The following is a 21246-nucleotide window of genomic DNA, read 5'->3' as shown; positions in this document are numbered from 1 at the left end:
AAGCGTAAAATATGATCGAATACAGCTTGCTTTTTTGTCGTTAAACTAGCAACTCATTATCTTTTAAGGATAACTTTGTTTAACGACTTTCCCATTCGATAACACAGCTTTTAATGAACGAGGTGGCACATCATTAAATGGTTTATCGGCAAAATTAGCGATAATCACTGAACCATCGCTAAAGGTGGTTTGTTGTACCCAACCTTCTTTATCGAGCCATGTAAATCCGACTAGTTTTTGATCCCATAATACTTGGTGTATAGGCCGAAAAACACTATCGGATTTGAGCATTGCGGGGAGCCGCTGATTAATCGTCCCTCGACTTAAATTATATAAAGGCGCTGTATTATATAATTGGCTTAATAACTCTCTAGTCGTTTGTACTTCAGGGAATTTGAGGTTATCAAATGTCCAGTGATGTGTGCTAATAATTGCGTCGTGAAATACTGTTTGATAGAGCGGCAGTCGCCAACGCGGATCAAACTCAACGGTTAAATAGGGTTGTTTTAACTTAGCTTTATTAAAAAAAACAGCTGGCTCACTTTCAGGCCACCATGCGCCTAAATAATAAGGTGAATTTTTATCTTTATGGATGCTTTTATCGCCCCAACCAAAACCCCATGTTTCCATTCCATGAGCAAACATAAGATGTTTAGCGGTCACCGCATTACCATCTTCTGAACCTAATGGGATCCGAAGCGTTTTTTCAATCCAACCCAATCGCGCATTACGCGCAGCTGTCATTTGCTCGGCACTCATAGAATTAATATCACTATAGTCATTGACCACCATACCGGTGCCATCGACATCGAGAAATAAGCTATTGATGTGCGACAGTTCAAGTAACGCTTTGATACGCGTTTGTGAATAATCTTGCATACAGTTTGGATTTAAGTAATAGCCTTTTCCCCCAAAGCCAGGGCTTTTTTGTCCATTTTGTTGCACGATGGCACATTTTTGTCGCAAAACAGTAGGAATTTGCGCGGTTAGCCAATGCTCATTGACTCCGATAGGGATCGCGGTGTCATATGAGTCATAAGCTCCTATCAAGTAACCCAATTTTACTGCCTGCTCAACGGCTTCAGGCTGGTAAAAAGTCACTGACCAATTATCAACACCTAGCCATAATTTAGGTAATCCATGAAGGTTCAACTGATTGATTAGTGGAATGGATAAACCTTGCCCCCAATTTTCATTGCCAGTTAGCCATGGTCCAAGTTGTTTTAACACCATGTGTTCTATCTTTTGTGCTTGAATTTGTTGATAGAGTAAGAAATCACTGTCTTCAGGCGTTTTAGGATTAGGCACGACAACTTTAAAAGCTTCATTAAGAGCACTAACTAAATAAGGTTGTTGCCATTTTTCAGGGGGAGATTGTTTGATTTTTTTGAATGCACGTTGTGCATCTTTATCAAGAGCATCCCAAATGGATTTACCTTTAGGTGATTGCAAATATTCATTTAAACCTGACCAGTTTTTAATGTCTTGTTGATCCAATAAACCTTTACCCCAAATATAGACATGAGAGGCACCAATCAATTTATTGCCATCTGGAATATTAAGAAATTTTTGTTGTAAGGTTTTAATTTCATCTATCGATTCTAAATAGCGTCGATAAGCCAATGCACCATCTATTGGACTTTCGCCAATAGAAAGGATGACTTCAAATGGTTGAGTAAGATTGAATTGGTCAAATAAATGACTAGATGACATCTGCAATTGATTAGCTTGCTCAGAAAAGGTAATTTTATTGCTAAATGGAGTGATAAGCAGCCAGCTATATACTTGATTTTGTTGTTGGCTCCATAGCGGTAATTTAAGATCATAATTGGTATCAATCTCGTTTTGTTCATTAATTAAATATTGCCGCCAAATTGGGTTGTTGATAGGAACGTGGCTACCTTCACCGATAGGTAGATAGAGTGCAGAAACAGATTTAGGAAGTTGATACCAATCTAATTTTTGCTGTTTTGAAGTTTGAAAATGCAATCGTAATTGCTGATTTTCGAGATGAGCGGTGACTTGCATTTGTTTATCAGGCCAATACCACTGAGCTGTATCTGTACTGGTATTAAGTTTTTCCACCGTAGTTTGTGGCATCCCCCCATTAATAAGCGCATTTTTGTGCGTTATTTTTAATGTATCAGGCTCGATATCAAGTAAAAAACCATTATGTTGAAGGGGCAGCGCATATGTGGATGAGCTAAAAACGAGCAAAGCTAAAGCTAGGTTGTAAGGATATTTTGTCATGTAAAGGTAAAGTCCTATATTTATAAAATATCGCGGTATGATTAATAATATTCTAACACTGACCTTATTTGATCAAAAACAGATTTGTTTGTAGATAAAAATCGAGTTAATTGAACAATTATTGAAATTATTAATTTTTATATGATTGCATTGAAAATAATAATTTTTGCATGAATGGACAATGGCATCTGTCAAAAAACGTCATAATGTTTAACACTATTGCGCGGATTTTAATTTTCTTGGAGTTAGTATGTTGTTTTCAGATGAAGAAAATACTTTGCTAATGGCTGAAGATGCTTGGTTATTGAAAGGGTATCTATTAGGGAATGGGCAAGAACTGCTCGTTGGATTAGAGCAGGTCATACAACAGTCTCCATTTCGACATATGTTAACGCCAAGTGGTTATTCAATGTCAGTGTCAATGACTAACTGTGGATCTTGGGGCTGGGTGAGCGATCACAAAGGCTATCGTTATCAAATGGATGATCCTGTCACTCAGTCACCGTGGCCAAAAATGCCGGCTATTTTCTTTGAATTGGCACAACAAGCCGCTAATAGTGTTGGGTTTGAGCATTTTTCTCCCGATGCTTGTTTAGTGAACCGCTATGGTGTTGGGGCTAAATTGTCTTTGCATCAAGATAAAGATGAAACTGATTTTTCACAACCAATCGTTTCATTTTCTTTAGGTTTACCAGCAATGTTTGAATTCGGTGGTTTGACCAGAGAAGCGCCGAAAAAAGTATTTTTATTAGAACATGGTGATGTTGTTGTTTGGGGAGGAAAATCACGCTTAAATTACCATGGAATACGTAGCATAAAAGCAGGTTACCATCCAGTATTGGGGGAATGCCGCATTAACCTGACATTTCGTCGCAGCCAGTAACATCCTTCTAATCGTTTTTAAAACACCCTACGAAAAATTAAAAATAACAATATCAATCGATTGATTGAAGATAGGGAAATATTGGAATATAAATAATAATCTATATTAATTAGTAGGAATAGTAATGTATAGCTTCCAAAATGATTATAACGAAATAGCACACCCAAGGGTTATGCAAGTATTAAACGATTTAGTCGGAAAACGTTTTGACGGGTATAGCACGGATAAATATACACAGCAAATCACAGAGAACATCAAGCAAAGGATCGGTCGCAATGATGCAGATCTCCATTTTTTTAATGGTGGGACAATCACTAATCTAACTGCGATTTCTCATGTGCTTCGCCCACATCAAGCTGTAATTGCAGTCGACTCGGGTCATATTGCAACTCATGAGACAGGAGCCATTGAAGCAACTGGGCATAAAGTGATTACAGTGAGTTCTGGATCAGGAAAATTAGAGCCGAAGCATATCCAAGCGATTTTGTCAGAGCATACTGATGAACATTCCGTTCAAGCTAAATTGGTTTACATCAGCAACTCAACGGAAATTGGTACCGTTTACCGTAAGCAAGAATTACAAGCACTGAAAGCGGAATGTAATAAGCATGGGTTATTACTGTTTATGGACGGTGCGCGCCTTGCATCTGGTTTAATGTCGAAAGAAAGTGATTTGACGATCGAAGATATTGCACAGCTTACCGATATGTTTTACATCGGCGGTACTAAAATTGGTGCGTTTGCCGCAGAGGTATTGGTTATCTTACATCCTGCATTAAAATCTGATTTTCGTTTTTCTATCAAGCAGAAAGGGGCATTACAAGCCAAAGGTTGGTTATTAGCCGCGCAGTTTGATGCACTTTTTACCGATGACTTATTTTTTGAATTAGGGAAATATGTTAACGATAAAGCGCAGCAGTTGGTGAGCTTATTCGAACAAAAAGGATTTAGTTTCCTTGCTCCACCTGAGTCAAATCAGATTTTTGTGATCCTTCCTAATCAATTGGCTAAAAAATTAATGGCGCACTATGCACTACGCAAAATTTGTGAGCCAAATGATGGAGTAAGTTGTTTACGCTTATGTACTTCATGGTCAACAACTCAGCAAGATGTTGACAAATTTATTGCTACATTTAAGCAATTACTGTAGTTCGCGCTAGAACAGCGATGTACTGTGCTATTAATGATGACTTCTCATCGTAAACGAGAGAAGTCATCCAGATATTAAAACACATGTTTGTTTGGAAGATCTAACTCAAGTACTTTTCGAACCAGCCTAATGTTCTGTTCCAAGCCAATTCTGCGGCAGGTTTGTCATATCGAGGGGTTGAATCATTGTGAAAACCGTGGTTTACACCGGGGTATATATATGCCTCGTAAATTTTGTTGTTTGCTTTAAGGGCGGCTTCATAGGCGGGCCAGCTCTCATTAATGTTTTGATCATACTCTGCAAAATGAATAAGCAGTGGGGCCTTAATTTTCGGTACATCTGTAGCTGGAGGCTGCCGTCCGTAAAAAGGAACTGCACAAGCTAATTCTGGATAGGCCACAGCGGCGGCATTAGATATCCCTCCGCCATAACAAAATCCGGTAATTCCTACCTTTCCATTGGTTTCGTCGTGTTGTTGCATAAATTCAATGGCCGCAAAAAAATCATTCATTAGTTTTTTGGGATCCACTTTTTCCTGAAGTATTCTTCCCTCATCATCATTTCCAGGATAGCCTCCTACTGAACTTAAACCGTCCGGTGCAAGCGCGATATAGCCTGCTTTAGCTATGCGTCGTGCAACATCTTCAATATAGGGGTTAAGTCCACGATTTTCATGGACAACAACTACAGCTGATACGTTTTCTTTAACCTTAGTTGGTTTAACGAGATATCCACGAACTTGCCCATGACCATTAATTGAATCGTATAAAATATACTCTGCAAAGATGTCTGGATCGGTAAATTTTACTGTCTCTGCGAGCGCATAATTAGGTTTTAGCATGTTAAATAACATCATGGCAGAGAGACCACCAGCAGTATACTTAGCTGCAAGAGCAAGAAATTGCCGCTTATTTATTTTGCCATGGACATAATAATCGTAGTACTCGAGTAATTCTTTAGGGAAATGATCGGCTGTTAGTCGCATTTTGATTTACCTTCTGTAATTTTATATTCAAAAATATGTAAATTAGTAAGGAGTGTATTTTTACGTATTAAAATCAATGCGTTGAATATATTATGAATGATGAGAGTTGATATTGTATAAATGATTACTACTTGTACGACTAAAAATAAGTATTTTCATGATAAAGCCATTTACTCGTTGGTTTATAATGAAATACGATTAAATTATAATCAATAAGTTGAAATTAAATGTAACTTAAGGTAAATAAAATGAAAATTTGTGAGTGAGAAAGAAGTGGTTTAAGCTATTGCGATCTTATTGATAATAAAGAATTTACACTGAATGCTAGCTTTCAATCAGTTTTTATTTTAGTGATGGAAAAAATAGCTTAAAATCAAGAGCAATCAAATTGTTATTATTCAGTGGTAAAACACGATTTTAATTGTTATGGAGTAACTTGATGTTTATTTGGGTTGATGCGGATGCTTGTCCAAAAGTCATCAAAGAGGTTTTGTATCGGGCGGCTGATCGCGAAGAAGTTCAGATAACATTCGTTGCTAATCAGCGTTTAAGTGTACCGCCATCGGCTTTTTTACGTACCCTACAAGTACCCGCTGGGTTTGATGTTGCAGATAATGAAATTGTACGTCGTGCACAGAAGGGGGACTTGGTCGTCACTGCGGATATTCCTTTGGCCGCTGAGGTGATGGAAAAAGGGGCGATCGCCTTGAATCCGCGAGGGGAACGTTATAATGAAGCGACTATTCGAGAACGTTTAACAATAAGAGATTTTATGGATACGATGAGGGCGAGTGGTGTTCAAACGGGTGGACCCGCAAGTTTAAATCAACGAGATCGCCAACAATTTGCCAATGAATTAGATAAATGGTTATTGCAACGAAGGAAAACCTTATCTGCACAATAAAAGATTGATGTCACCTTAAAATCCACTTTAAGGTGACATTGTATATTTATTCATGGTTTAACTCTTAATCTAACTTAGGCTTACAAGTATAGACCCAAGCGGGTGGAACATTAAGGTAAACCCTTTCTTTGGTAAAATGAAAGTAACGTGAAAACATAGATTCACAACCTTTTGTATATTGAAACAATATCAGACTGCCATTATTTTTCAGTAATCGTTCTCGGGTATTTTTCAGGATCTTCATACCTGTTTTCTTGCTTAATGAACGAAAAGGGAGCCCTGAAATAACAATGTCATAGTCCCCGAATAAATATTCTGCTGAACGATGATGTACGGTTATTCGGTGCTCATCTATTTGATTGAGGATCTTAATGAAATCGTTATTAATTTCATAGAGATCTAAACTGGCTAATGAAGACATACGTTGTAAAATATATTGACTAATAACGCCGTTGCCTGCGCCAATTTCCACTATTTTATAGCTATTTTTCCAATCTATATTATTGAGAATATTATTGCATAGCCAAGGTGAAGAGGGTAATAACGTTCCCATTTTAGTTGGCGAAGCAATAAAATTTTTCATATACAATGGGTAGTGATTAAATTGGTAAAAAAAAGATAGTTTCATTTTGCGTACCTTAATGAGAGGCGCTTTTGTTTATACCGATAGACCACATTCACTACAGAATTTCGCATTCTTATTTAAAATAGATTGGCATTGTCGACATTGTATTAGGGGTTGTTCTGAACTGTTAACATCCCAGTTTTGATATTCATATTGTCCATGATGCCTACCGTGTTTAGAGTAACCGCCATGTTTAGAATAGCGATTATAGTTGGAGTAACGTGATTTTCTATTGAAGCCAAATAACCAACTGAGAAATGACATGGTCTAATCCTCCTGCGTTTAATTTAATGATAGTATAAACCTTGGATATAACACTAAGCGCAATATATTAATGCCATAATTACAATTAATTACATTGATAATGGTTTTAATAACAAAAACTGAAGATAATATTTAAATTTATAATAAAAACCATTTATAAGACTGGAAGAATATATTAAATGATATCTTGTTTTAATTGCGGTGAGAGTGAAATGGGGATTCTAAATAGATGTTGTAATTCTATACTTCTCAACATCTATTTAAATAATCATTAAAGTTAAATTTTTCGTTGGCTAAACATAATCACAGAAGCAATTAATAGTAATACTGTCATTAAAATTAAGCCATAAGTGAGTGAGCCTGTGGTTTGTTTGATCCACCCTAAGACATAAGGACTTAAAAAGCCACCAAATAACCCAATGGTATTGATCATAGCTATACCACCAGCAGCGGCAGTTCCCTGCATATATTTAGACGGGATAGACCAAAAGATGGTATAAGCTGTCCAGACTAATGCTGTTGCAATAATTAGCAATAATATCGCCAGAAAAAAATTGCTCATATAGTTAGAGGCAAATAAAGCAAGGCCCGCGACGAGAGCAGGGATAGCAACATGCAAACGGCGTTCTTGGCGTATATCCGATGATTTGGATAAGATCACCATGCTGAATAAGGCTGCAATATAGGGCAGAGCTGAATATAAACCAATATCAATCAGATCAGTAATGCCATGTGACTGTAAAATAGTTGGTAACCAGAAACTGATCGCATAAATACCACACATAATACAAAAGTATAGAATAGCTAATGCATAGGTAAGTGGTGTTTTAATGGCAGTTAAAAACGATGCATGGTTGATAACGCTTTGCTGTTTTTGGGAGATTGAAGAGGCAAGTTCTTGTTTTTCTTCTTTGGTTAACCAACTAGCTTGCTCTGGTTTATCTATAATATAGAACCAAGCCCAAATACCAAGAAGAACGCACGGTAAGCCTTCCAACATGAACATCCATTGCCAACCTTGTAATCCATTGACACCATGAAAGTGAGTCATTAACCATGTTGATAACGGGCCACAAATAATGCTGCCAATTGGGGCTGCTAACATAAGTAATGCCATTGCAGATGCCATACGTTGAACTGGAAACCATAATGTCAGATAGAAAATCACACCAGGGAAGAAGCCAGCTTCAAAAACACCAAGTAAAAAACGTAATATATAAAACATTGTTGGAGAAGAGACAAACATCATGGACGCAGATGTTAGCCCCCATAAGATCATAATACGGACAAACGTTCTTTTTGCGCCGATCTTAGTTAAATACAGATTACTTGGTATTTCAAACAGTACATAACCAAGAAAGAAGATCCCTGCACCTAAACCATATGCAGCATCACTAAGGTTGATCGCATCCTGCATCTGTAACTTAGCGAAACCCATATTAATGCGGTCAATATAAGCAAACATATAGCACAGCGCTAAAAAAGGCAGTAAACGCCAATATAACTTATTGTAGGTTTTGTCAGAAATAGCGCCCTGACTGGTAATAGTTTCGACTTCTACTGTATTTTGGTACATGTAACGACTCCTCGTTTATTTTACTTATGTTGACTAAAGAATTGGAGTACGTACTGCGCATTGATGATTGCTATTTACCCATTCTTCAAGCTGAAGCCCAATCAGAAATAATTTTGCTATACAGTGTCTTAGCTGCCTCCATTTTAACGATAGAGCAATATTCATCCGTTTGATGTGCTTGTTCAGGTTCACCCGGACCTAATACAATGCAAGGGGGATTACCTAATGCGGGAACTAATAACGAAGCATCGGTAAAATAAGGCATTGTTTTTGCTTCTAAAGGTTGTTGGTGTAGGGCTTGGCAATGTTGATAAACTTGACGAACCCAAGTGTGCTTTTCATCGGTTAACACGGCAGGTAAATCAACCAATGTGGTTAATACAGCGCTTTCCCCTAAAAGAGCGGCCAGCTGCTGCGATATTTGCTGATGTGGTAAGTTGGGGACACTGCGAATATCCATATCGAAATGAACATAATCAGGGACAGAGTTAATATTCTCGCCACCTTGAATTCGACTTACATTCATAGTGGGTGAAGACATTAAAGGGTGAGGAGCACCTAGAGAATGATCTTTTATTTTGCCCAAGGCATCAACGGCTAAATAAATGGCATTGATCCCTAAAGAAGGCATAGAGCCATGAGCCGTTTTGCCTTTAAGAGCACAGCGTAACCATAAAGCACCTTTATGGCCGATAATAGGATAATTATTCGTTGGCTCGCCCACAATTAAGGCGCCGGGTTCAGGAACGTGTTCTTCAGCTAGCAGTGCTTTTGCGCCATCACAACCCGTTTCTTCACCACCGGTTAAATAAAGCACTACCCCTGTACTGTTACGCAAAGCGGCTTGCTGCTGTATACAGGCAATGATAAACGCAGCTATAGAAGCCTTCATATCGCTGACTCCGCGTCCATAGAGCTTGTCTCCGTGAATATCGTGACCAAATGGGTCAAACTTCCAAGGTGTTTTGCCTAAAGGAACGGTGTCGATATGTCCAGTAAAACCCAATGGTTTACCAGCCTTTGAACCTGAGATCCACGCTAGAAGATTCATGCGTTGTTCACCAAATGAATGAAGTTTCGTTTCAAAACCTTTGTGCTTCAGATAATCCGCAAGAAACTGCATACATTCGGCTTCATTGCCGGGGGGATTAATAGTATTAAAACTGAGTAATTTTTGCGTTAAAGATAATGTTGAATTCATAGAGCTTCCTTATTTAATCTTTACTCTAGATAATTCGAAGTACAGCTAGGCAAAAAGTAAACAAGTCACTAGGCGCATACATAAGGATATGACTAGTGCGAGTGAACATCGTCAATGCAGCAACTTGAAGTATCACGAGTAAACTATTAACAGCCCCTAGTACTTAAATAATAAAATAGAGGCGCGACTAAACATCCATACTGAACAAGGATAAATAGCTGATATAAAGTTATTTTTTGATAAAAAATGGCATAACAACCGATAATGCTGATGGATATAATTAATTAACAATCTGATAACACTATAAGGGATATATTATTGAAATTGCAATTACTTAATATCTTTAATGATATTTATTCGATATAAATAAATTTTCTGGATTATTATATTTAGTGTTTTCGATGGTAGAAATAGCTTCAACTACCATGATAGTTGAGCTGGAAAACAACATGCTAATAAATAGTTGAGAGTGTTATTAATTCAATATGCTAACTTTATATAAATTAGCAGCACATTTCGAAGGTTATTTTTAGATGAAAAATTATAAAAGTGATACTTAATCATATTATCTAACATGATCTCACATTACTTTTTTTTATTCGGCCAGTTAAATTTATTTACTGTTTATATATATCTGGCCGAACAATTTGCCAAACAAAATTCTCTTGCTTAACTGGGCGATAACCGACTTTTTCGTAAAGCCAAGAAGCGGTCGAAGTTACTAACATAATACGTCGTAAACGCTGAGTAACAGGGTGCTGTTGGCAACATTCAACTAACCAACGACTCAATTTATGATTACGCCATTCTTCTACAATATATACATCGCATAAATAACCAAATGTTGCGTAATCAGTCACTAACCTCGCAAATCCAATTTGCTTATCATCTTTAAATAATCCGAAACATAAACTATTGGTAATAGATAACTGCACAGTTTCACGGGAAATACCCGCAGCCCAAGTCGAATGAGTTAAAAACTGATGAATGGCTGTAATATCCATGTTGTGTGGATTAGTCGTGATAAAACAGTTGGATAACGTTGGATGCAAATAAGTTTCAAATGAAGGGGACATCTCGGCTCACTTATTCAATATTAGGGTAAATTAAGGCGATTGATTGCTTATAAATTACAATGGAATATAGAAATATTAAACACAAAGATGAATGAATAACCAAATGTAATGAGAATGTTCAGATTATTGGTTGTTGTTATAGATAAATGCGCTATTTATCGAACATTTACGGTAAACTTGAATAAAATGCTCATGTAAGGTAAAGGATGTCATGGAAACTGCTTTTCAAAAACCACGTTGGTTACGCGATTTACTGAGATTTATACCATTAAAAAGCCAATTTGTATTATTTGGCAACGTTCGCGATCTTCAGGCAAGCGAAGTTGCTCCTAATGTGGTGACACCATTACCGTTTAATCAATCCTTATTTAATAGTTTATTTGAGGCTGGCTACGCACATATTATTACCTATACCCCTTTATTGGGGTTCCAATGGGTGGCTAACCCAGCCAAACAGGTTGAGGCAGGGATGGCACTCATGCAAAAACTGGGGTTAACACCCACTGAAGGGTATTCAGCAGGAGGAATAGATATCCTCAATCAAGTGCTGGATAAATGGGTAAATTGCACTGAACAGCCGATAGCACTTTGCATTGATTTCGCCTCATGTTTAATTTCCCACCGCGCTAATTTGACGCCAGCAGAGCACAGCTTATTTACTCGAGCCTTAGTGGTGTCCCATCAAGCAAAAGCACGTCCAGCAGGTGAAAAAAATCAACCTTATTTTAATAGCTTATTTTGGATTGTAGAAAAGGAAACGGATTTACCTGATTGGTTCTTAGTCAACAATCCACGAGTGCGCGCTATTTCGGTGGCTAAGCCAGATAGCCAAGTTCGCCGACAACTCGCACCAAGTTTACTGTCTTCGCTAGCAAACTTTAGCGATATTGAGGAAAGCGAAAAACAACGTTTACTTAATGATTTTATTGATGAAACTGAAGGTCTACTGCTACTTGATTTAACTGCGATCATTCAGCTTGCGCGCATTGAGCAAGTTGACGCTGTGCGTATTAGTGATGCTGTACGTCGCTATAAAGTAGGTATTACCGAAGATCCATGGAAAAAAATCGATAAACAAAAAATTCGTCATGCACCACAAATGATCCAACGCAGGGTTAAAGGGCAACAGCATGCAGTCACCCATTTACTCGATATTATCAAACGCGCGATGACAGGGGTTGGTGGTCATAAAGGCGGCCGTCCTAGAGGGGTTGTCTTTTTGGCGGGACCAACAGGGGTTGGTAAAACGGAATTAGCCAAAACAGTAACTCAACTGCTATTTGGCGATGAGAGTGCTTATATTCGCTTTGATATGTCAGAGTTTAGTGCCGAACATGCAGATCAACGTTTGATTGGTGCTCCTCCTGGTTACGTAGGCTATGATTCAGGTGGCGAATTAACCAACGCCATCAGAGAAAAACCTTTTAGTGTTGTGCTATTTGATGAGATTGAAAAGGCACATCCTCACCTAATGGATAAGTTTTTACAAATTATTGATGATGGTGTTTTAACTTCAGGGCGGGGAGATCGCGTTTATTTCTCTGAATCTCTGATCATCTTTACTTCCAACCTCGGTATTTATCGTTTAGATGCTAATGGGGAACGCGTTGCTAATGTGCAACCCCATGAACCATTTGAAACAGTGACTCGCAATGTAAAAAATGAGATTGAGCGACATTTCAAATTAGTGCTCAACCGGCCTGAATTATTAAACCGTATCGGTGAAAATATCATTGTTTTTGATTTTATTCGCCCAGATGTGGCAGAGCAAATCTTTGAACAAATGGTTGATAACATTCTATTAGGTCTGGAAAAACAGTCATTAAACATTGTTATTTCCCAACAGGCAAAAGAGAGACTAAAAACACGTTGTTTAGCTGATTTATCGAATGGTGGGCGCGGTATACGCAATCAATTAGAAGCATATTTAATTAATCCATTATCACGAGCCATTTTTGACAGCGAATTGGTGGAGAATAGCGCTTATCAAATAACAGATATAGAGATAGGTGAATCAACGCGTATATTACTGCAACCGATGGCGTAATAATAAATGACAAAAATCAGTCTTTCACGAATTCATTTTCCTGTCACGACTTTGGGGCCCGGTCAACGTATTGGCTTATGGGTTCAAGGCTGCTCTATACATTGCAAAGGATGTATGTCACCGGACACTTGGCATCGGCGAGAAAGTGGTATTGATATTACAGTTTTGATGCAGCAATTAAAACCATGGTTACAAGAGGCGGATGGGATCACCATTTCAGGTGGAGAACCATTTGAGCAACGAGATGCCTTGCAATGTTTATTAACAGAATTACGGCAAAATTTTCAGGGTGACATTCTAGTTTATAGCGGTTATGAATGGGATGATATTCATCAAGACATTTTAGATATGAATGGGTTGATTGATGCGTTAATCACAGGACCATATCAAGAAAGCGCGCCACAAACATTGGCATTGAGAGGAAGTGATAACCAACAGTTGCATTGTCTCACATCATTGGGAAAACAACGTTTCTCTCAATACGATACTCAGTTAATAGATTCTCATAAAGCGCTTGATCTCGCCGTAGATGAAACAGGTCGTATTTTTTTACTGGGGATCCCCCAGCGCCATGACATGTCCTATTTACAATCATGGCTTGAACAACAAGAACAACCTTTAAAACAACTTAAAAAATAAGTGGATCGGAATAGCGGATGACCATGATACGTTTTTGCCCTCATTGCCAGACAAAACGCCCATTAACGGAGATTTTTTGTGAGGGGCAAATTAATCATCAACCTTGTGGTTGGGATCTTACTCTTGAAACCATTCAGGATGAAAGTTGGCAACCGCCATTACAGCAAAGCGAAGTCACCGGCGATCACATTTCAGCGGGCGATAAGGTTGTCGATGTATCGACACCAGACGCGATAGTTTGCGTCAATGGTCATCCAATGGACCCCAGTGATCTTATTTGCCTACAATGCGGTGCTGATGCAGCGTCATCCAATGATAGTCGCGAGCAGCAACAAGAGATAACTTCTCACCGATATATAGATGACTGGCGTCTAGATCAACGTATTAATGAAATTGATAGCGCGCGTGAGCGTTACGCTGTCACAAATAAGCTAACAGGGCAAGTTGGTGTATTAACGCTGTACCAAAAGGGAGAAGAGCCTGATCCGGCGATTTACCAAGTACTCAAACTCATTCCCACTGAGCATGTGCCACAGTTTTATGAAACAGGGCGATGGGAAAATAGAGCATGGCATGTCACTGAACAGTTAACCGGTGGCTCACTTAGCCAATTTATCCAACAAGGGGATTTTTGGCGGCCAGATGAAATTCCTAAATTAGTTGAAGAGCTGGGAACTGCATTAGCCACATTTGCTGAACATGGATTACGTCATCGTGCTTTAAGGCCTTCTAACCTATTAATACGCAGTCGTGAACCACTCGATATTGTTATTATAGAATATGGTTCAGCAAGCTTGTCTGAATTTGATCTTGATATCGTCTCACCATTAGATATTTCACGTTATACAGCTCCAGAAACCTTAGCAGGAGGGGTTTGCGCCGCATCAGATTGGTGGAGCTTAGGGATTATTTTGCTGGAGCAATTAACCCGTGGAAAATGTTTTGATCATATCCATGATAATGCATTTCTGATTCATGTCATGACGAATGGTATTGAGCTCCCTAGTGAATTGGATGACCGTACTCAACTCTTATTACGTGGTTTATTAAATAGAGATCGCTTTTCACGTTGGCAGTGGCCTCAAGTTTCAGCTTGGTTACAAGGTCGTCCTGTCCAAGCTCCTGAATTGCTCAATAGCGACATACAGCAACAAGTACATAACTTGTCATTCGCAGGATACCAATTCAGTCATCCAGAAACATTTGCGTTGGTTGCAGCGGAACAAGCGCATTGGGACGATGCGATTGACTTGTTAACCCGTGGAGAAATCACGTCATGGTTAAGTAAATTTGACCAAATGGGCAGTGTATTAGGGCAATTACAGCGTTTAATGAATAATACAGAAATTATTCCTGACCTAAAATTGGCCTTAGCGCTACGGATTTTGAATCCAAATATTCCGTTTGTTTTTCAAGGTGAAATTATCACGCCAGCATGGCTACTAGACAACCCAATGTTGGGTTACCAATTAATTAGTGAGCCATTAGCAAATCAACTTCAAGCGATAGACGAGCAACATTGGCTGGTTCAACTTTTTCATCGTCAATGTAGGATCCGCCTGCGCGCAGAACAACAGCAAATCCCACTCAATGAAGAAAGCTTAAAACTCTATTTATTAATTAGTTCTACCAGTCAGTTAATGGCGCGTTGGGATATTTTTCATCAGCAATTCCCTGATACACATAACGACAGTTTAAGGGTACTCATTGGTAAACAAAAGCCACAAGAAGATGATTATATTTTACTACTCAGTGCTGATATTGGGCAGTTTATTGCGGTAGACACTATTATAAGTGATGCGGCTAAATTGGCTACACAATATGATATTGCCCATTTTGACCATGAAGTGGCTAAGCAGCAGTTACTTTTACCACGTAATGAGCTATTTCAATTATTAGCAGAACGATTAGAAGGTTTTAAACGACTCGGTGTAATGGATATTGATCAGTGGGCTGACACTTTTTTATTAACGCGTCGCTTGCCACTCCCGCAGGTTTTGCTGATGTTAGCCGTCCCAATTGAACAATGGCAAGTTCCAGAATCACAGAAGTATATCCTTGAAGTTCTTGGCTTTTTCGCACAAAAACTTACCTCTGTTACCCAGCGTGGTAACCTTGTCCGTATGCGTTTAACGGCTACAGCTGGTCGGGTTGATCTTACTGAGTGCACGAGCTCACACCAAGGTGCTGATAAGCTATTAGAGCATTTAATTAATCGGAAAAGCCGTGCAACCACGATTGATAGTGATTTGTTGTTACAGCGTAAAGGCGTTAATTCACGTTTGTGGGCATTGCAATCAGATACGCAATTGTACCAAAGAGACACCGGTATTAATGGCATGTATTTAGGTTTTCCATTTTTACTCCTGAATACCCAACCCAATAAAATCAAACCACGTATTGCGCCATTATTTTTATGGCCCGTATCTATTTTATCTTCTGAATTACAACGAGGACCTGTCCAACTCGCTTTTGATAATGATAGAGCAGCGGTCCGCATTAACCCAGCGCTGGCTAATTTTGTTGGGATCCCCGCAGTGAGTGAATGGCAAGACGCGTTAGATAATATTCTTTCGCAAGCCGCCTTAAGTGTTGAAGAAACAATGACAATGCTCAATGGGCTTTTGCCTGTGAGAGAATTTAATTTATCACCATTACCCTCTATTACTGAAAATGTGCCCGAAAACAGTGCACAAATCATTTGCTCGGCGGTGTTGTTCCATACTTCATTTATTGGGCAAGCCATCAGCAGTGATTTGCAATTAATTACTTCACAAAGTATTAATCAAACAGCACTAGCCACCATGCTCAACCTCAATGAGCAACAAAGCATAGATGGGGCACCACAGGAACAAACTAAAGACCAATACTTTTTATCACTGCCAGATCCGTCTCAGGAGGCGGTAGTACAGGCTGCTCGCCAAGGAACCGGACTATTAATTGAAGGCCCTCCGGGAACAGGGAAAAGCCAAACGATTGTCAACTTAATTGCTGATGCTATTGGTCGTCAGAAAACGGCATTAGTTATCTGTCAAAAGCCTGCTGCATTAGAGGTGGTTTATAAACGCTTAGTTGCTAGTGGATTGGCAGATCGTGTATTAATGATTAATCAAAATCAGAAATCACGAGAAGTTATTCAGGCAGTTCGAGAACAACTTGAACAATTATGGGTTAAATTGGCAACCGAGTTACACGATGATGATTGGCGCAATCAACGTCGGCAAGTTAATCAAACACTTGAACAGTGTGAAAATACGCTTGATGAATATTATCAGGCAATGTATACCGCCGATGACCAATTAAAATTGTCATATAAAGAGGTATTATCAGGGTTATTGGTTGCTGATAAAGCCGAACGTTATTTGCTGGATATTGATCAAATACAATCTGTTTTAGTCTTACAAAACAAAAACAGTATCACTCAATTTATCAATGATATTAATATTCATGCCCCTAACTGGTTTGCATTAAATTATGAGCAAAGTCCATTGAATGGAATAGCGCAATTTAACCTTGATGATCCAGAATACCGCTTGTTTGAGCAGACTTTTCCATTGTTTATCGCGGCAGAAACTCAGCGTTTAAGCACTGAGAATGGCGTTGAACACCAAATAAATATAGAGCTATTGCTAGATCATCGAACAACTTACCAGCAGTGCCAACAACAGTTTGCTTTATTGACCCCCGATCAATGGCATGACTTTTCGCAGTGGCTAACCTTGTTTTTAAATGAGCAGGGTAAACAAACTATTGGTGCTACGGTGATAGAGCAATTAATACAGCTAAATAACCGCTTAAGCAGCATTGATACCACAGGAACCGAGTCTCATTATTTTTCGCTATTGGCATCATTGGATAATTTAACATTAGCTCAGCTGTCACGTGCTATTTCGGAGAAATTACACGGCTCATTTCTACGTTTGTTAAATCCTTTTTATTACAGTCGAAAAAACAAACTCGCTCAATTCGTTGCTTCCAGTGGAATGAACAGTAGTGTTATTAAGTTTGATTGTTTATTAAAAACGATTAATACCGAGCAACAATGGCGCCTGTTATATCAAGAACTATTACCTATCTACCATCAATTACACATTGAGCCACTAAATCCAGCGACACAGTTATGGCAGAAAACCCTCAGCTCGCTAATTGAACAGCTTCGACAAGTTGAACAAAATGCGGCCACTTTGGCAAATTATCCACAACCAGAACATTTTTTATCGGCCATTGTTCAACAGCAACGACTTGGATTTATGCAGCAATGCCGCGAAGTAGAAGCGGCTATCGACAAAGCGGAAGCAAGGCAAAACAGCTTAGCTATTTTGGATAGGCTAAAACCTGTATTAACAGTAACTTATTGGCAACAATTTAAAGATGCTATTATGACGGGGAACTCATTAGCGACAGCTATTGAACAGCTAAAAAAAGCGTTACCTGAGCTAGCTCGATTTCAAAAATTTAGGGCTGAAACCGCGCATTTTTCACCAGCAAATTGGCAAATATTGGCTTTGTTACGACCGTTGATTGAGGCTGATCACTCTTCTCATTGGGTAAGTAAATTAGCCAATACAGTTAAACATGCCTTTTTGTTATCGGCTAAAAATAAAATTGAAACCCGATCACCTGTACTTTCTTTAGATAATAATCAAGTCACAGAACAGATTGCTCAACTCGCTGAATTGCAAAATCAATTACAACGGCATAATAAGCAAGCGTTAACTCTCAATATTGATACATTAATGTTAGCTAGCCGCCGTGAATGGGAAGCAATTACACGTTTAACAGGACCGAGAGCTAGGCGTCTGCGTGAATTTATTAGTGAAGGATGTGAGCTTGGATTAATGCAATTGCGTCCAGTTTGGTTGATGACACCGGATGTAGCAAGTCAGATTCTACCACTTAAAGCAGGTCTGTTTGACAGTGTCATTTATGATGAAGCATCACAAATGCCGATTGAATATGCATTACCAACCTTATTTAGAGGAAAGCAGGCGATTGTCAGTGGTGATGAAAAACAAATGCCACCATCAAAATTTTTTAGTGGAAAACTCACCGATGATGATGAACATGATGAAGATGAAGATCAACAAGAGCAAGCGGATGAGCAGTGGAATTACCGACAAATTAGCGATTGTCCTGATCTGTTGCATCTAGCACGTACGGTATTACCCGTATATTCTCTCGATATTCACTATCGTTCAGTCTACCGTGAATTGATTAACTTCTCTAACTACGCATTCTATGAAAATCGGTTGAATATCCCAGCCCAACACTCCACGAAAATCGTGAATGATGTTAAACCATTAAGATTGATCACCGTTAATGGTACTTATGTTAATCAAAGTAATGAAGATGAAGCAAAAGCAGTTGTAGAGCACTTATCTCAAATTTGGTTGCGCCCATTTAATGAAAGGCCTTCTATTGGTGTGGTCACCTTTAACCAAAAACAGGCTCAATTGATTAATCAACATATTCGAGCTAAAGCGCTAGTGGACGAGCAATTTCATCAAGCCTACAGTGAAGAAGCTCAACGCCAAACCAACGATGAAGATATGTCATTTTTTGTGAAAAATGTCGAAAACGTCCAAGGTGATGAGCGTGATGTGATTTTATTTTCCACCACGTTTGGGCGTAATCAACAAGGAACATTTAGACGTAATTTTGGTGTATTAGGGCAAACTGGAGGCGAACGGCGCTTAAATGTCGCGATCACTCGGGCGCGTCAACAAGTGGTGATCATGTCATCAATGCCAATCGATGAAATTTCAGATTTACTCACGACATATCGGAAACCTGAGATCCCACGTGATTATTTACAAGGCTATTTAGCTTACGCTAAAAACTTGAGTGACCCATTAATGCAAGCAGAAAACAGTAAATTGCTCAATCGAATGTGTTATACGCAAGCGGCACAAACGCAACCCGAAGTACAGATTGATGCATTTGTTGGATCCGTCACCCAATTTATTCGTTCTCAAGGTTGGAAAATTGCACCTACAGAGCAAGTAGGGGTATTTTATTTTGATTGTTTAATTGAAAATGAAGCCACTGGGCAATTTTTATTGGGGGTAGAATGCGATATGCCACACCATATGTTATTGCAGCGTGCGCGTTCACGAGAACTCTGGCGAGAAGGGGTATTAAAACGTATTGTAGTGGCTCGCCATCGTGTCTCGCTGAGAGAATGGTATTACGAGCGAGAAAAGGCACAACAACAACTTGTTGCAGCAATTCATCAAGCATCATTAATGATTAAATAGGTTAAATATGAGCTCCGCGGTTTATCAAATTTCAGTACGAGAAAGGCATGAAATCCTTTGCCAACGTCAACTTGCAGTCATGAATCGGGTATTTAAACAATGGCAAAAGCTCAACGAACAGCAACGTAACAAAGATGCAAAAACCGATCAATTCATCGCAGCGCATCGAAAGTTAGTGGAACATAGCCAACGATTATATCGACTCAAATCGAGAGAACTCATTTCATTTAATCAAAAAATGGAGAGTTTTATTGCAAGTCTTAACGGTGAAATGCGCCAAATTCGTGAGCAAGTGATTGAAGAACAAGCCGCACAAGCTCGTAGTCAATTTCATCGACAACGCAACCTAGCAGGGTTGATTACGCTACTACAACAGCAAGCTCCTAATGAAACCGCGTTAATGACTGAGTTGCAACGAGCAAGTTCATTAGATCAGGAACAGTTAGCCAATCTCACTTTCCGTGCAATTTCATTAATTGAAAATCTCGCACAAGTTCCTTCAACGCATCAAAGTGAGTTACTTAAACAATTAAAAGCTCAGTCCGACAGCAAGAACGTATTTTGGCACAGTGGAGTTCCACAAACCCCGTTTTCTATGCAGTGTGAACAGATTGCTTTGATGATTGAAAAAGTAAAAATTTTAGCAGGAGAACAACAAGTTATAGGCTATTCAGAGACGTTAGCTGACATTGAATTAATGCCTGAAGGTACCCAGCGCCATGTTCGTGCGGACTCATTGATCATGACGATAGCCGCACAGCTACGTGACAGTCAAAAACGTATTGAACTGATGGAACGGTTAGAACAAGTTAGTGATGAGCTCAATAGCTTTAACAGCACAGAATTCACCTTACTCAGCCAGCAAGCTAGTCAATTATCATCAAGCGCTTCAATTATGCAAATTGAGCAACTGATCATACAAATAGAAGCCGCTATAGCGCAATTAGAACAACAAATTGTCACTCAAGCTCAGCGTACCATCGTCCTTGAAGGGCTTAGCAAATTAGGTTATGAAGTGCGTGATAGTTCTGTTGCCTCATGGCTAGCAAATGGCCAAGTGGTGGTGACTCATCCGGCTACGCCTGGCTATGGTTTGGAGCTTGGAGGGAAGCAAACTCGTTTTCAAGCACGTACTGTTGCATTTTCTTCGCAGCGCGATACCCAACGTGATCATGATGTTGATGCTATTTGGTGTCATCAACATCAACAACTACAAGATATTATTGCGAAGTCAGATGCTGAACTCACATTAGATAGAGCCTTACCGGCGGGCAGCGGTGAAATGAAAGTGATAGAAACCGCAAATCAAGAAAATGAGCAGGTTCATAGGGTCATTGAACAAACCCAATATAGAACATTAAATAAATAGATTTAGAAGTTATTTATTTT

The 21246-nt window shown here is 39.0% G+C and carries 14 protein-coding genes; 7 read left to right on the top strand and 7 right to left on the bottom strand.

From position 1 onward, the window contains the following. Positions 1-63: 63 nt before the first annotated feature. Positions 64-2250, bottom strand: coding sequence for a glycoside hydrolase (locus SC428_RS01725; RefSeq protein WP_318705709.1), 2187 nt, complete (start codon positions 2248-2250; stop codon positions 64-66). Between the two features lie 250 nt (positions 2251-2500). Between SC428_RS01725 and alkB the strand changes: the two genes are divergently transcribed. Then, positions 2501-3133, top strand: coding sequence for a DNA oxidative demethylase AlkB (gene alkB / locus SC428_RS01720; protein WP_070927995.1), 633 nt, complete (start codon positions 2501-2503; stop codon positions 3131-3133). 124 nt (positions 3134-3257) lie between these two features. Then, a complete protein-coding gene (locus SC428_RS01715) occupies positions 3258-4283 on the top strand; it encodes a threonine aldolase family protein (protein WP_140186484.1) in 1026 nt (341 codons plus the stop codon). Between the two features lie 100 nt (positions 4284-4383). On the opposite strand, the gene yghX is transcribed toward SC428_RS01715, so the two are convergent. After that, positions 4384-5268: a YghX family hydrolase gene (gene yghX / locus SC428_RS01710; RefSeq protein WP_070927998.1), complete on the bottom strand. Its 885-nt coding sequence runs from the start codon at positions 5266-5268 to the stop codon at positions 4384-4386. Positions 5269-5707: 439 nt separating this feature from the next. On the opposite strand from yghX, the gene SC428_RS01705 reads away from it, so the two are divergent. Beyond that, complete coding sequence (locus tag SC428_RS01705; RefSeq protein WP_140186486.1) at positions 5708-6172, top strand: YaiI/YqxD family protein; 465 nt, start codon at positions 5708-5710, stop codon at positions 6170-6172. 64 nt (positions 6173-6236) lie between these two features. Here SC428_RS01705 and SC428_RS01700 read toward each other — a convergent pair whose 3' ends face one another. The 5 genes from SC428_RS01700 to SC428_RS01680 form a co-directional block, all read right to left on the bottom strand. Next, positions 6237-6800 (bottom strand): class I SAM-dependent methyltransferase, encoded by a 564-nt coding sequence (locus SC428_RS01700; protein ID WP_140180033.1) that lies wholly within the window; start codon positions 6798-6800, stop codon positions 6237-6239. 30 nt (positions 6801-6830) lie between these two features. Beyond that, on the bottom strand, positions 6831-7061 hold the full coding sequence (locus SC428_RS01695; RefSeq protein WP_081335942.1) for a hypothetical protein: 231 nt from the start codon (positions 7059-7061) through the stop codon (positions 6831-6833). Between the two features lie 277 nt (positions 7062-7338). Beyond that, positions 7339-8637, bottom strand: coding sequence for an MFS transporter (locus SC428_RS01690; protein ID WP_081335943.1), 1299 nt, complete (start codon positions 8635-8637; stop codon positions 7339-7341). An 85-nt stretch (positions 8638-8722) separates the two neighbouring features. Further along, positions 8723-9838, bottom strand: a complete 1116-nt coding sequence (locus SC428_RS01685; protein WP_140186490.1) for a M20 family metallopeptidase — start codon at positions 9836-9838, stop codon at positions 8723-8725. Between the two features lie 617 nt (positions 9839-10455). Then, a complete protein-coding gene (locus tag SC428_RS01680; protein WP_140180024.1) occupies positions 10456-10914 on the bottom strand; it encodes a GNAT family N-acetyltransferase in 459 nt (152 codons plus the stop codon). 211 nt (positions 10915-11125) lie between these two features. Between SC428_RS01680 and SC428_RS01675 the strand changes: the two genes are divergently transcribed. Genes SC428_RS01675 through SC428_RS01660 form a run of 4 tightly spaced genes read left to right on the top strand, consistent with a single transcriptional unit; the run spans position 11126 to position 21226 of the window. Next, positions 11126-12961, top strand: a complete 1836-nt coding sequence (locus tag SC428_RS01675) for an AAA family ATPase (RefSeq protein ID WP_070928006.1) — start codon at positions 11126-11128, stop codon at positions 12959-12961. Between the two features lie 6 nt (positions 12962-12967). Further along, on the top strand, positions 12968-13600 hold the full coding sequence (locus SC428_RS01670) for a 4Fe-4S single cluster domain-containing protein (protein ID WP_318705708.1): 633 nt from the start codon (positions 12968-12970) through the stop codon (positions 13598-13600). Positions 13601-13617: 17 nt separating this feature from the next. Beyond that, positions 13618-19857, top strand: a complete 6240-nt coding sequence (locus SC428_RS01665; protein ID WP_318705707.1) for an AAA domain-containing protein — start codon at positions 13618-13620, stop codon at positions 19855-19857. A gap of 7 nt (positions 19858-19864) precedes the next feature. Continuing rightward, a complete protein-coding gene (locus SC428_RS01660) occupies positions 19865-21226 on the top strand; it encodes a hypothetical protein (protein WP_283125732.1) in 1362 nt (453 codons plus the stop codon). The last annotated feature ends 20 nt before the right edge of the window (positions 21227-21246 follow it).

This window comes from Providencia sp. 2023EL-00965 (assembly GCF_033550225.1).
GTDB lineage: Bacteria > Pseudomonadota > Gammaproteobacteria > Enterobacterales > Enterobacteriaceae > Providencia > Providencia manganoxydans.
The sequence above is the reverse complement of the archived record's forward strand: the minus strand, read 5'-3'. Positions and strand labels throughout refer to the sequence as shown.